We start from the raw sequence: 9,405 nt of genomic DNA, 5'->3' as shown, positions 1-9,405 counted from the left end.
TCCTTACTCGCCGTTGACAATATTGTTTCGAAACAATCCGACCAATCCGTTTTCAAGATGCGACCGAGCCGCGCGCACGGCATCTTTAGCAGCCGCGTACGCATCAAGCTCATCAACGCAAAGGTCTTCCATGACCTGTAATGCGTTGCATGCTTTCGCGGTGTAAGAGGCGAATAGATCAACTACGTCCTGAGATGGCTTATTCGTCACGGTGGTCATGGGTTGTTGTCCTTGGTGGGTAGCGGAATGCCACGATTGAGGCGAATGTCATCAACAAGACTTGTTGCGCATTCCAACGCCTCGCTAGCATGCTCCGCTTCGTCATAGTCGCCTCCCGGTATAGAGAAGGCATTGCGCTCGGCCCACCATGCGATTGCTTCTTCACGGCGACAGATGGGGCACGGAAAATCTTCTTCGTTCAGATAGTCGCTGTCAGCGTCATGAAGCGAACCATCGATGCAATATGAGTCCGGGTATGTTCCTGCGCCGAACTCGTAACCCTGGTAATCACACATCACGACTTCCCCCTCACCATCGATTCGAGCGCGGCGCGAAGTCGCTCTGCTTTATGCAGCGTGTAGTAAAGGTGGTAAGCAACTTGTTCCATCGGCTCATCAGATTCTTCACCGCCATGTTCTTCGATGAAGTCGATACCTCCGGTGTAGGACAGCGCAACGCTTGCCGCCTGAAGATTGCCATCGAGCAAGCCGAGTAAGTCGACGCGACTAACTTCAATCCGGTCATCCCCGACCACCACGGGACGCTCAAGAACGCTCCGAAGCTCGGCCACACAAACGTTATGGCCAAGTGCAACGCCAGCGGCAAAGCTACCTTCTTCGTTATCGCTATTTGCGATACGAGACCATTCATCCACCAGCTCCCACAGAGCGCGGTTGTCGGGGGTCATGCCGGCACCTCAACCTTGTCGTAAGTGGCATCAAAGATGTATGGCTTGCACGGATACTTCTCGCCAGCAACGCCAGTGATAATCCAGTCGCCTATCTGGACATCCATGCGACCTTCAAGCGTTTCAACGTGGTGAGCGTGGCACGTGGAATAGTTAGTCAAGTATTTCCCGTCGTTTGCGTACTCAGGAAAGCGCTTGTACGGTCCGAGCGTTCGACGAGTCATCTTCACGCCTTCGGGAAGTTCTACCGAACCTTCCGCCATTTCGCGCGTGAACTGCACAGCCTCAACGGCAATCGGTTTCTTGACGAACCAGCTCATTTCGCCTGCTCCTTCAACGCAGAGAGGACTTGTTCTAGGATGGACTCGACGATGAGGTCTAGGTAGTTCGGATCGCTTACGAGATCCTCTAACTTCCACGGGCCAACCTCAGCCCGCATGCCAACACCAACAAGTTCAGGCGTCACTTCTAGCGACTGGATGGCGGTGTGATATGAATCTCGCGCTACAGCCACAATGCCTTTGGCAATCGCGTCGCCGCTCAAAGCGGCATTCCAGCACGGTGCATTCTTCTCGCTGAACCAACTCTCAAACTTCGCGTTCATGCCGCCTCCTGCTGCGTATTGCATGGCGCATCTGGGAAATGCCCCACGGCGGCCGCATCACTTCCCATACGGCATGCGGGCAGATCGCGTTCTTCCGGAAGTACCTGGTGCACCTACCGTTGATCCAGACTTCACGCTGGCCGGTTGCAGTGTTGTCGAACACCTGGGCATCGAACATGTCGGGTGTCCGTTTCATGCTTCGATCGCTCCCATCATTCCGGCACACAGGTCGCGCGCGCGGAGACAAGTGTCGATTTCGAACAGACCCCAGTGGCATTCGGCGGCTGTCATGCCGAGCTTGTCGGCGAGCCACGCATAGGCGACATCGCGCTGCCAGCCGCCTTCCTGCCACAGACGTTCGAACGCTGGCTTGCACACCTTGCGCGCCTCACGCAACGCCGCATCGGCGAGCGTTCCAGTCGGGATGTTCGTGAACGGGTGCATCCCTACGCGGGCGCCACATACGTCGCACACATACATCCATGGCCACTCGCCAAAGGTGCGGCCGCCATAGATGTCCACATGGTTCACGATGGACACCTGGCCGCTGCAGTATCGACACTCCGTCGGCACCGGGTGCGGATCTCGCACGCGAGCGGTCGCCTTTCGGCTGGGGTTCCAGGGCGTCTTCTCGCTCATGCCGCTCTCCGCTGATCGCGCCACAAGGGGTCTGGCGAAGGGACGTCTATGCCGTACCCCGCAGCCGTCCGCTGGATGAAGTCATAGAACTCCGCCATCGTCTTGGTATCGATGACGTCGCGCTCTCCGCGCTCATTCGTGGTCGTGGTGCGCTTCGGCTTAGTGCGCCCAAGGCCTGCGTCGACTTCGCCAAAGAACAGGGCGCAGAAGTCGCGGTGCAGCTGCTTCTTCTCGGCGTCACCCTGGAGGCCAGTGGCATCCATGATCGCGTCGTAGGCCACGCCGAACAGTGCGCCGAGCTGGCTATCCGTACGCTCCGGCCGGGCCTCTTTGATCTCCACCTTCCACGACTTCGTGTCGGGCAGTCGGTCGATGAAGGCGTGCAGGTTCGCCTTCACCGTAGCGCGGCCGTGGTGGCCTTTGTTTAGGGTGTAGGCCTGCATTAGGCCGCCACCTGTTGCATGATCAGTGCATTGGCAAGGACGTCGTGCATCGCCGCGCACATGGCCGGGAAGTCGGTGGCGGCATAGAGCTTTGCAGCGCGATCCGTGCCGACGGGACTAAAGCCAAGTGTGGTCAGGCCTTCCACCGTTACCGATAGCGGCGACAGGAGGGCATTGATGTCGCCGAGCTTCAGGCGCGCTCCGTTGTCGACCGGTGCGGGCGCCGACGCCGGAGCGGCGCGGCCATAGCTCACCGACGTTGCCATGCGTTGCTGGGTCGGATCCTGCTTGACCGACTCGGGTTCGGGCGCGGACTTCGTCCGCTCGGCTTCGGCGGCTAACTTCTCGCGCTCCTGCTGGCGGATCTTCTCGCGCTCGGCCTCCAGGCGCTGCTCCTCGGCCTTCTTGTGCGCATCAATGCGAGAGACCACAGCGAGACGGAAGTCATCGAATGGCTTTGCAACAAGCTGCTGCAGGTCGGCCAGCAGCGCTCGGTGTTCCGAGGCGTTCTCGTTGATCCAGTCCAGCTTTGCGCGCATGTCCCGAGCCTGGCGATCGACTACGATCTTCCCGTTCGCCAAGGCGGTGGCGATCTTGTCGTCGATGCTGCTGAGCGTCTTCAGGCCCTTGATAGCTCCGGCGAAGTCGGGCGTCACGATATCGAGGCGCAGACCGTCGAGACCGCGCTGGGCTTCAAAGAGGTGGTCAGCGAAAGCGGTTCGCGCGCCGTCGATACGTTCCTGGCGACGGCTGGCCTTCTCGCGCTCAAGGAGCTTTTCAGCCATGAGGCGGTTATCACGCAACAGCTTGGTCAGCATGTCCTTCTGGCGCTTCGCCTGGTCGACGCTCTCGATCTGCGCAAGCATCATCGCCTCGGCTGCGTTGAGCGTGTCCTCGGCCTTCTTCATGGCCTTGATCTGCTGATCGAGGTCAACGAAGTCCTGATCCGTCTGCGGCTCGCGGATCAGCTTGTTGTCGAGGAAGTCACGGAGCGCCGTTTCGAAGGCGTTGAAGTTCTCCCGGACGGTAATCTGGCCGCTGATCTGCACGGCCACGGCGGGGAGCGCTTGCACGGCCTCGGCGACCAGGATAGGCCTGTCCTCCGGCAAGACGTATTCGGCGAGATCGCGGTCGAATTGTGCCCAGCCGTCGACAATGCGCTCGAACCAGGTGGCGTCGGGTTCGACTTCGGTTGAGACGAAGTTCTCCGGCGTGCCATCCGAGACCGTGAAGATCACACGCTTAGCGCCAGTGATCATCATGATCTGCTGGCACTGTGGCATGTGAGAGTCCGGCACCACGCCGGCAGAGACGGACGCCGCGAGTTCCTCGTTCCACTGCTTGTGCTCGAAGGCGGTGTCGAACGCCATGGTCAGGCCGTCGCACGATGCCGACAGATGGCCGCCGACGTCCTCATCAGAGCAGGTGACAGGATAGAGGTCGTCTCCGATGATCTCTTCGACGAGGGGACGAGCGAGAGCCTCGACATGGTGGCCGTAGTCGAGGATATTTTCCTGCACCCAGTCGCTGAACTCCTTCGGGTTGAAGGTGTGCTTGACGCGCAGCAGCTCGGATCGCGTGGTTAGTTTCGACAGGCCGAGCATCGCCGCGGCTTCGCTTGCGCCATGATGCGTCAGGCGGAATGCTGCCCACTCATCGCTGCCCTGGGTAAGGTCGTGTATACGCATTACTCGGCGCTCCCATTATTTGCCCACGATGCGATCTCGATCTTCTGATCGTTGGTAAGCAGTTCCTTCGTCTGGATCATGGCGATCAGGTCATTGACCGACTTGCCGCCACTCTCAACTGCCATACGCCATGCGGCCTTCTTCTTCTCGAAGTTCTCGTCGCTGCAGGTCGGCAGTTCCTTCGACGTGCTCGCGGCGGGCGTCGTGGCGCTAGCCTGCTCGGCCTTGTTCTCCATGACGCTCTTCCAGGAGGACTCGCCGTCGCGGATGGCGCCGTAGATGCCGCGCAGGTTGACCAACTCGGTCGGCGAGCAGGTGTCGAGGGAGTGGCCGAGGTAATCGGCTAGGTCAGACGCCTTGACGCCGATCTCGCCAAAGGCGTCCGCGATCCGCTTGCGCTCGGCGCCCGGGTCACGTGCCGCCTCGTCCAGACGAATGGACTTGATGATCGCCTCGGCCTCGTCCTGCAGGTCGCCGGGAATGATGCGGAGGCCGAGGGTTCGAATCGCCTTGGAGACTTGCGCCGCGCGCTTGTTGAGGATGTCGTCCTCTGTGCCGGGCACGGTATAGACGTTTTTGTTGTAGCTGTTCTTGCGGACGCTTATGTAGCTGCCGTCGTCGCTCGGCTGAGAGCGCTCCACAGTCTTCGTCACGCGCACGTCGAGGGGGTAGGTGACGTTCGACTCCAGGTCGGTCACAGAGACGCGGTGAACTTCCTTGCTCTCGTCTTCGAAGATCATGCTGGTCTCCACCAGCACGTTGGTCATGCAGCGAAGCGCGACCTCGACGAAGCGGATGCCAAGACCCTCGACGCCCTTGCCGATGGGCTTACGGTAGTAGGCCGACTTGTTGTGGGCGAAGCTGGGGCGCTTGCACTCTTTCAGCAGGTCCTGACGCACCTGGTCCCACTGACGCGGGCGGCGCATTGCCATGACATAGCGAGCCTCGACCATTGCCTTCGCCTGTGCGGCGACAGCGGTCGACGCCGTTTCCTGCACGGCGAGGGTGGTGCTGGTGCCGCCGAATTCCTCGCGGACGGCAACGGCCTGATTGTGCGATCCCTTCGTCATTGCGTTCACTTCGAATCCCCTGCCGGCAATGCCGGCGTTTTGTAGAAATGGCAGCGGCCGTTGAACCGGCTGACGTCGTTTCTCAGTCCCGCCCGGCGATCAAATGCCGCGCTGCCGTACATGAAGCGAGCCGGGACGTCATCGTCTCCACGCCGGAATGCGACTGCCCTCGCACCCAGCTCGCTTCATGTGCCCTGTGCTACTCGACAGGGCGGCGAGGAAGCGTTCGGTGACGAAGTGCTTCAGAGCTTCGGTTTAGGCAGCAATGGCCTGAACGTAGATCGCATCGTTCGCGTCTATGGTTTTTGCGCCGATTACGTCGGTCGCCTCTCGCGCGGTCCACTTCCAATACTCAGCCCGTCGAAACCAATTCAGCCCCATCAAATGCACCCCGTGAGGTGTCATCCCCAGGATTCCTGGGCACCGACGCTGAGGAATGGCGCCGGGGTGCATTTGGTGGAGCTGGCCGGAATCGAACCGGCGTCCGAACTGCATTTCAGTCGCTTCATACCGCGATAACCCAAAGTGCCAACGACGACGCTCTGGTTGGTTTGTGGTCGGATTCCCCGCCGACCTCGGGGCCCAGAACTCAGTGCCAGAAAACGTGATCGAGATACGTCACCGCAAAGAAGCTGACGTTGATCAGGATCGCGATGCGAATGCCTGCCAAAATTTCGTAAAAGCGCTTCATTCCTTCACCTCGACGAACTTGTGCTGATCGTTGAGTCGATACTTCACGTTCGGCTTGATGCCGTTCTCGCCGACGTAGGCAATCTCGGTGCGGTAGCGATCATTGGCGCTGTCGTACCAGCGGAGGCGAAGCTCGCCGCTGTCGCCAGCCGTCGCCGTGCCGAGGGAGCCAGCCGTCGCCGTGCCGAGGGAGCCAGCCGTCGCCGTGCCGCTGTCGCCAGCCGTCGCCGTGCCGCTGTAGCCAGCCGTCGCCGTGCCGAGGGAGCCAGCCGTCGCCGTGCCTCTGTAGCCAGCCGTCGCCGTGCCGCTGTCGCCAGCCGTCGCCGTGCCGAGGGAGCCAGCCGTCGCCGTGCCGAGGGAGCCAGCCGTCGCCGTGCCGCTGTCGCCAGCCGTCGCCGTGCCTCTGTAGCCAGCCGTCGCCGTGCCGCTGTCGCCAGCCGTCGCCGTGCCTCTGTAGCCAGCCGTCGCCGTGCCGCTGTCGCCAGCCGTCGCCGTGCCGCTGTAGCCAGCCGTCGCCGTGCCGAGGGAGCCAGCCGTCGCCGTGCCTCTGTAGCCAGCCGTCGCCGTGCCGAGGGAGCCAGCCGTCGCCGTGCCTCTGTAGCCAGCCGTCGCCGTGCCGCTGTCGCCAGCCGTCGCCGTGCCGAGGGAGCCAGCCGTCGCCGTGCCGAGGGAGCCAGTTGCTGCAACCTGGCCCTCGCCGACCTGCACGACATGGCCGATGCAGTTCTCAGCCTTGGCGCGCGGCTCGTTGGCAAGCAGGAACGCCGCTGCCTCTTCACGACCGCCGACGAAGCGGATCACGGCGCGGGGGAACTTAACCTTGCCGCCGAGCGTGATGATCGTGGACGATTCAACTTCCAGGACCAGCCACTTGGATTCCGGCTGAGCCCAATGATCAACGCATCCAGCATCGCCCTGGCCGAACAGCCAGCCGTGCAGTCCGTTACCGCAGTTTTGGTTTTGCAGCCAGTCCGGTGCATTGACCTCTGCGCCAACCTCAGAAGGCCAAACGAAACCGCCATGGCTGCTGAAGTCGGCGCGACAGACGCGCAGAACGAGCGACGTTTCGATCTTCGGTGCTGACTTCTGTGCTGCCGTCTTTTTGGCGGTCATGCAATGTCTCCGGGGTAATAGGTGCCGACCACAGCGAAATCACACTAGGGGGTTGCAACCCCGCTGCAGTCGGCGAAAGGGTTAAAGAAGGCCGCAGTGCTCGGCGTCAGCGCATACCGCGGCGCCTTCGGGCGTGGCCTTCAGATCGTTGTGAGCGCACAACACGAGCAGCGAGGCGCGAAGGTTTTGCAGTGCATCGACCGCCGTATCCATTTCGCGCGCCGATGTCGGCATGTGGGATGCGCGGTAGAAACCTGCCGCCGATTTCATGATGCTGATCACGCGGACGTGACCGTTGCCGGGCTTGCTCATGGTGTATTCCTCGGTTCGTCGTGCTCGTCGCCCTGGGCGGTTTCGGCCGGCAGACTGTTGAGAAAGCTATTAATGCGAATGAGATGGACGTGCTTGCGGATCTCGTTGCCGATGCGGTCGAGTTCGGCGTCGCGATCAGCGGGCGGAAGGTCGTAGAGACAGAGGCCGGCGTTCATGCGATGTCCCCGATGCGGACGGTTCCTGGGTCGGTTGCACGGCGAGCAGTGAGTTCGGCGCGCCTGCGCTCGAACCATGGACTCCACATGCGATCACCGGCATTGCTGCGCCACACCTCGACACCGCGGCGACGCAGCTTGCGGGCGCGATTTGCGCAAACCTTGCGCGCTCCGCCATCGCGATGCTGCTGCAGCCATTCGACGGTCGAGCGTGCGTCGTACTTGTAGTAGTCGTTGCTTGGCGTGTTGGCGTCGAGCCACGACTGCAACTTCGTGACCGCCACGCTTGCGCCGCTGAACACATAGCACTGCTGGAGCTTGTGCAGCGTGCCGATGCCTACGGAGACCGTCGGCTCAATGTGCTTCGGTGGTGCCACGGACCATACGTCGCCCGTCGCGCGGTAGACGGTGCCATCGGTCAACGCTATGTCGAACTCGCGGCCACCAAAGGCATCCTTCGTTCCGCTCTCGATAGCTAGGAAGTCATAGACGCCATCGTCGTGCGAGACAAGGCTGTTGCCGGTGCGTTCGTAGACAAGCTTCGGCATGCGGTCAACGATCAGGGAATAGCAGATCGTCTTGCTCCAGTCCGCGTAGGGCTTGGCGATAACATCGAGAATGCGAATGCCACTCATGCCACACCCCGCACACGAAGCAGCGCAACACGTCGACGCTCGGTTGCAGCGTCGAGGTCATACGTCGTTGCGTCGGCATCGCGGCGCGTCCGGTCGTAGGCGGTATCAGCCTCGATCAGTTCCGCGACCAGCGGCATTGCGGCGCGCATGGCGGCGATCACGTCGATCTGCTGGGTCTGTCCGTTCACTTGATGTCTCCCTGCGCCAACTGGCGCGCGATGACGTCGAATTCCTTGGAATGGCGATCCACGAGGATCTCGTAGGCACGCTGCGTCAGCTGCGGCGAGAGCTTCCCGCTACGCCACGTCTCGGCATCACCTGGGTTGTGTGAGCGCAACTCAACTTCGACCAGCGGTACGCGGATGGAGGTGAACTGATGCAGCGCCTGCACGTTCTCGTATGCGGCGCCACCGAAGGCGCGAAGCGTTCCCTCGAAGACAGGATTGGCGCTCATGCGGCACCGCCGATGCGGGCGAGAGCAGCAAACTCGTTCCTGATACGACGAGCGCGAGCCATGTAGGCATTGCGCTGCCAACGAGCAGCATCGGGGTGGAAATCTGCCAACTCGTTTCCACGCAGTGTTTCGATAAGTCGGCGGTGCCATTCCCGTGACTTTGCGATGGCCCGACTTACACGCATGCGCATGAAGTCCTCGGTATCGGCTTCATCGAGCACATCCACCTTCTGCGTCTCGGTGCTCATGCCGCATCCCCGTGATCCGCCATGCGGCGGCAGTCGCGAAGGAAGCGGTACGCGGTTTCGATGGCATGGCCGACCGAGCAGCCAGCCTCGACGTCGCGCAGTCCAAGGCGCTCGGCATGGCGCGTTGCCGAGATGCCAGTGCTCTTGAACATGCGAACCTGGCGACGAACCGCGAAGCGCGCTTCGGGATAGGCTTCAGTTGCCGGGGTGGCTGCGGCGTCGGCGACTTGGATGCGGTGCTGACGGCGGGCGTTGAATAGTGCGGCTGGATAGACGGTGCTCATGCATATGTCCCTCGCTCTGTGTATGCATAGTTGCATACCATCGGGACGCTATGCAATAGCGGGTAATGCCGAAATGCATACTTTTGCGCGAATCGCCCTTTGCGTTCAGTTGGCGTTCACAGATTGAGCTAGGCTTGTGCTT

General features: G+C 61.4%; 18 protein-coding genes. All 18 read right to left on the bottom strand.

All coding sequences use genetic code 11. The features are described 5' to 3' along the window. Nucleotides 1-3 precede the first annotated feature (3 nt). On the bottom strand, nucleotides 4-219 hold the full coding sequence (locus ACN9MB_RS13340; RefSeq protein ID WP_426269206.1) for a hypothetical protein: 216 nt from the start codon (nucleotides 217-219) through the stop codon (nucleotides 4-6). Continuing rightward, nucleotides 216-515 (bottom strand): hypothetical protein, encoded by a 300-nt coding sequence (locus tag ACN9MB_RS13335; RefSeq protein WP_426269205.1) that lies wholly within the window; start codon nucleotides 513-515, stop codon nucleotides 216-218. The genes ACN9MB_RS13340 and ACN9MB_RS13335 overlap by 4 nt, the downstream gene beginning before the upstream one ends. Further along, nucleotides 515-907 carry a hypothetical protein gene (locus tag ACN9MB_RS13330; RefSeq protein ID WP_426269204.1) on the bottom strand — a complete coding sequence of 131 codons (393 nt, stop codon included), beginning with the start codon at nucleotides 905-907 and terminating at the stop codon, nucleotides 515-517. The genes ACN9MB_RS13335 and ACN9MB_RS13330 overlap by 1 nt, the downstream gene beginning before the upstream one ends. Continuing rightward, nucleotides 904-1,227: a hypothetical protein gene (locus ACN9MB_RS13325; RefSeq protein ID WP_426269203.1), complete on the bottom strand. Its 324-nt coding sequence runs from the start codon at nucleotides 1,225-1,227 to the stop codon at nucleotides 904-906. The genes ACN9MB_RS13330 and ACN9MB_RS13325 overlap by 4 nt, the downstream gene beginning before the upstream one ends. Beyond that, complete coding sequence (locus ACN9MB_RS13320) at nucleotides 1,224-1,511, bottom strand: hypothetical protein (protein ID WP_426269202.1); 288 nt, start codon at nucleotides 1,509-1,511, stop codon at nucleotides 1,224-1,226. Before ACN9MB_RS13320 ends, ACN9MB_RS13325 begins: the two co-directional genes overlap by 4 nt. Continuing rightward, nucleotides 1,495-1,689 (bottom strand): hypothetical protein, encoded by a 195-nt coding sequence (locus ACN9MB_RS13315; protein ID WP_426269201.1) that lies wholly within the window; start codon nucleotides 1,687-1,689, stop codon nucleotides 1,495-1,497. Before ACN9MB_RS13315 ends, ACN9MB_RS13320 begins: the two co-directional genes overlap by 17 nt. Nucleotides 1,690-1,703: 14 nt before the next feature. Then, nucleotides 1,704-2,150 carry a zinc-finger-containing protein gene (locus tag ACN9MB_RS13310; protein ID WP_426269200.1) on the bottom strand — a complete coding sequence of 149 codons (447 nt, stop codon included), beginning with the start codon at nucleotides 2,148-2,150 and terminating at the stop codon, nucleotides 1,704-1,706. Next, nucleotides 2,147-2,593, bottom strand: a complete 447-nt coding sequence (locus ACN9MB_RS13305) for a hypothetical protein (protein WP_426269199.1) — start codon at nucleotides 2,591-2,593, stop codon at nucleotides 2,147-2,149. Before ACN9MB_RS13305 ends, ACN9MB_RS13310 begins: the two co-directional genes overlap by 4 nt. Beyond that, entirely contained in the window at nucleotides 2,593-4,281 is a 1,689-nt protein-coding gene (locus tag ACN9MB_RS13300; RefSeq protein WP_426269198.1) for a YqaJ viral recombinase family protein, read from the bottom strand. The genes ACN9MB_RS13305 and ACN9MB_RS13300 overlap by 1 nt, the downstream gene beginning before the upstream one ends. Further along, a complete protein-coding gene (locus ACN9MB_RS13295) occupies nucleotides 4,281-5,360 on the bottom strand; it encodes a hypothetical protein (RefSeq protein WP_426269197.1) in 1,080 nt (359 codons plus the stop codon). The genes ACN9MB_RS13300 and ACN9MB_RS13295 overlap by 1 nt, the downstream gene beginning before the upstream one ends. A 678-nt stretch (nucleotides 5,361-6,038) precedes the next feature. Then, nucleotides 6,039-7,154 (bottom strand): hypothetical protein, encoded by a 1,116-nt coding sequence (locus ACN9MB_RS13290; RefSeq protein WP_426269196.1) that lies wholly within the window; start codon nucleotides 7,152-7,154, stop codon nucleotides 6,039-6,041. 81 nt (nucleotides 7,155-7,235) lie between these two features. Then, nucleotides 7,236-7,466, bottom strand: coding sequence for a hypothetical protein (locus ACN9MB_RS13285; RefSeq protein ID WP_426269195.1), 231 nt, complete (start codon nucleotides 7,464-7,466; stop codon nucleotides 7,236-7,238). Next, complete coding sequence (locus ACN9MB_RS13280; protein ID WP_426269194.1) at nucleotides 7,463-7,642, bottom strand: hypothetical protein; 180 nt, start codon at nucleotides 7,640-7,642, stop codon at nucleotides 7,463-7,465. Before ACN9MB_RS13280 ends, ACN9MB_RS13285 begins: the two co-directional genes overlap by 4 nt. Next, complete coding sequence (locus ACN9MB_RS13275; protein WP_426269193.1) at nucleotides 7,639-8,277, bottom strand: hypothetical protein; 639 nt, start codon at nucleotides 8,275-8,277, stop codon at nucleotides 7,639-7,641. The genes ACN9MB_RS13280 and ACN9MB_RS13275 overlap by 4 nt, the downstream gene beginning before the upstream one ends. After that, the gene (locus ACN9MB_RS13270) at nucleotides 8,274-8,465 is read right to left on the bottom strand and encodes a hypothetical protein (RefSeq protein ID WP_426269192.1); all 192 of its coding nucleotides are present in this window, start codon (nucleotides 8,463-8,465) and stop codon (nucleotides 8,274-8,276) included. The genes ACN9MB_RS13275 and ACN9MB_RS13270 overlap by 4 nt, the downstream gene beginning before the upstream one ends. Beyond that, on the bottom strand, nucleotides 8,462-8,731 hold the full coding sequence (locus ACN9MB_RS13265) for a hypothetical protein (RefSeq protein ID WP_426269191.1): 270 nt from the start codon (nucleotides 8,729-8,731) through the stop codon (nucleotides 8,462-8,464). The genes ACN9MB_RS13270 and ACN9MB_RS13265 overlap by 4 nt, the downstream gene beginning before the upstream one ends. Next, on the bottom strand, nucleotides 8,728-8,979 hold the full coding sequence (locus ACN9MB_RS13260; RefSeq protein WP_426269190.1) for a hypothetical protein: 252 nt from the start codon (nucleotides 8,977-8,979) through the stop codon (nucleotides 8,728-8,730). The genes ACN9MB_RS13265 and ACN9MB_RS13260 overlap by 4 nt, the downstream gene beginning before the upstream one ends. After that, nucleotides 8,976-9,263, bottom strand: coding sequence for a hypothetical protein (locus tag ACN9MB_RS13255; protein ID WP_426269189.1), 288 nt, complete (start codon nucleotides 9,261-9,263; stop codon nucleotides 8,976-8,978). The genes ACN9MB_RS13260 and ACN9MB_RS13255 overlap by 4 nt, the downstream gene beginning before the upstream one ends. Between the last annotated feature and the right edge of the window lie 142 nt (nucleotides 9,264-9,405).

This window comes from Dyella kyungheensis, from assembly GCF_049913195.1.
GTDB classification, from domain to species: domain Bacteria; phylum Pseudomonadota; class Gammaproteobacteria; order Xanthomonadales; family Rhodanobacteraceae; genus Dyella; species Dyella kyungheensis.
This window is presented reverse-complemented; position numbering and strand designations above follow the sequence as displayed.

Bases quoted from the DNA above. Each gene is read 5' to 3' on its own strand.
- ACN9MB_RS13310 (WP_426269200.1), bottom strand. From the start codon at position 2,150: ATGAGCGAGAAGACGCCCTGGAACCCCAGCCGAAAGGCGACCGCTCGC.
- ACN9MB_RS13255 (WP_426269189.1), bottom strand. From the start codon at position 9,263: ATGAGCACCGTCTATCCAGCCGCACTATTCAACGCCCGCCGTCAGCAC.
- ACN9MB_RS13280 (WP_426269194.1), bottom strand. From the start codon at position 7,642: ATGAACGCCGGCCTCTGTCTCTACGACCTTCCGCCCGCTGATCGCGAC.
- ACN9MB_RS13285 (WP_426269195.1), bottom strand. From the start codon at position 7,466: ATGAGCAAGCCCGGCAACGGTCACGTCCGCGTGATCAGCATCATGAAA.
- ACN9MB_RS13275 (WP_426269193.1), bottom strand. From the start codon at position 8,277: ATGAGTGGCATTCGCATTCTCGATGTTATCGCCAAGCCCTACGCGGAC.
- ACN9MB_RS13260 (WP_426269190.1), bottom strand. From the start codon at position 8,979: ATGAGCACCGAGACGCAGAAGGTGGATGTGCTCGATGAAGCCGATACC.
- ACN9MB_RS13300 (WP_426269198.1), bottom strand. From the start codon at position 4,281: ATGCGTATACACGACCTTACCCAGGGCAGCGATGAGTGGGCAGCATTC.
- ACN9MB_RS13315 (WP_426269201.1), bottom strand. From the start codon at position 1,689: ATGTTCGATGCCCAGGTGTTCGACAACACTGCAACCGGCCAGCGTGAA.
- ACN9MB_RS13325 (WP_426269203.1), bottom strand. From the start codon at position 1,227: ATGAGCTGGTTCGTCAAGAAACCGATTGCCGTTGAGGCTGTGCAGTTC.
- ACN9MB_RS13290 (WP_426269196.1), bottom strand. From the start codon at position 7,154: ATGACCGCCAAAAAGACGGCAGCACAGAAGTCAGCACCGAAGATCGAA.
- ACN9MB_RS13320 (WP_426269202.1), bottom strand. From the start codon at position 1,511: ATGAACGCGAAGTTTGAGAGTTGGTTCAGCGAGAAGAATGCACCGTGC.
- ACN9MB_RS13340 (WP_426269206.1), bottom strand. From the start codon at position 219: ATGACCACCGTGACGAATAAGCCATCTCAGGACGTAGTTGATCTATTC.
- ACN9MB_RS13305 (WP_426269199.1), bottom strand. From the start codon at position 2,593: ATGCAGGCCTACACCCTAAACAAAGGCCACCACGGCCGCGCTACGGTG.
- ACN9MB_RS13330 (WP_426269204.1), bottom strand. From the start codon at position 907: ATGACCCCCGACAACCGCGCTCTGTGGGAGCTGGTGGATGAATGGTCT.
- ACN9MB_RS13335 (WP_426269205.1), bottom strand. From the start codon at position 515: ATGTGTGATTACCAGGGTTACGAGTTCGGCGCAGGAACATACCCGGAC.
- ACN9MB_RS13265 (WP_426269191.1), bottom strand. From the start codon at position 8,731: ATGAGCGCCAATCCTGTCTTCGAGGGAACGCTTCGCGCCTTCGGTGGC.